Annotated in this window: 1 protein-coding gene; it reads right to left on the bottom strand. The window is 67.1% G+C overall.

The features are described 5' to 3' along the window. Nucleotides 1-32 precede the first annotated feature (32 nt). Nucleotides 33-1,082 carry an IS30 family transposase gene (locus tag Tfont_RS14360; RefSeq protein ID WP_143969933.1) on the bottom strand — a complete coding sequence of 350 codons (1,050 nt, stop codon included), beginning with the start codon at nucleotides 1,080-1,082 and terminating at the stop codon, nucleotides 33-35. Between the last annotated feature and the right edge of the window lie 64 nt (nucleotides 1,083-1,146).

The following is a 1,146-nucleotide window of genomic DNA, read 5'->3' as shown; positions in this document are numbered from 1 at the left end:
GGCGGTGTCAACCACCAAGTGCAACGGTGGAATCACTGAAGGGAGTGGCTGGCTTGGGTGGCCTTCTGCAGCATGGCCTGGTAGACCGCGATCGGAGGGTAGAAGCCGTGGATGGCGCGCGGGCGGTTGTTGAGCCGGTCGGCGATCGCATCGAGCTCTTCCTGGCTGTAGACCGACAGGTCCGTGCCCTTGGGCAGGTACTGGCGCAGCAGACCGTTGATGTTCTCGCAACTGCCCCGCTGCCACGGACTGCGCGGGTCGCAGAAGTAGACCCGGATGCCGGTGGCCTCAGTCAGCTCCGGGTGGCGCGCCATTTCCTTGCCGCGGTCGTAGGTCAGGGTCTTGCGCATCGGCTCAGCAATGCTGCGCAGCTTGGCGGTGAAGCCCTCCAGGGCCGAGGCTGCCGTGGCATCCTTGAGCTTGGCCAGCATCACCAGACGCGAGCTGCGCTCGACCAACACCCCAACGGCCGAGCGGTTGGCCGCCCCCTTGAGCAGATCGCCTTCCCAGTGCCCCGGGAAAGCCCGCTCGTTGGCCTCGGGCGGACGCAGGTGGATGCTGACCGCCTCGGGCAGCTGGCCACGCCGGTCCTGGCCTCGCGAGCGCGGCATGCGCTTGGCTTGCGCACGCCTCAGACAGGCGATGAGTTCCTTGCGCAGCTCACCGCGCGGCATCGCGTAGATGCAGTTGTAGATGGTCTCGTGCGAGACGCGGCGATCCGGATCGTCGGGCCACATGCGCTTGAGTGTGCCGGCAATCTGAGACGGCGACCAGCCCTCCAGCAGGAAGTGGTGCACCACGCCGAAGAGCACACCGTCTTCGGAGAGCTTGCGGCTGCGTCGGCGCTTGAGCCGCATCACATGGGCACGCGCCCCGGCTGCCCGCGCGTCATAAGTGCTGCTGCCTGCCGGCACGAAGGCCGCGCGCTGCGGCCAGTCCAGCGCTCGCCGGATCTCGCGCGTGATCGTCGACGGCGAGCGTTGCAGCGTGCGGGCAATGCTGCGAGCCGAGCAGCCCTGCTGCAGCATGATCATGATGGTGGCGCGCTCTTCGGCGCTCAAGTGCTGGTAGCGGGTTCCCATGGGTCGGCGGCAGGGTCGGGTACAAGGCAGATCAGGGGTGTTGCACTTGATTATTGACTCCGCC

Source organism: Tepidimonas fonticaldi, from assembly GCF_007556755.1.
Lineage (GTDB): Bacteria > Pseudomonadota > Gammaproteobacteria > Burkholderiales > Burkholderiaceae_C > Tepidimonas > Tepidimonas fonticaldi.
This window is presented reverse-complemented; position numbering and strand designations above follow the sequence as displayed.

Coding starts and splice junctions, on each gene's coding strand:
- Tfont_RS14360 (WP_143969933.1), bottom strand. CDS start 1,082: ATGGGAACCCGCTACCAGCACTTGAGCGCCGAAGAGCGCGCCACCATC.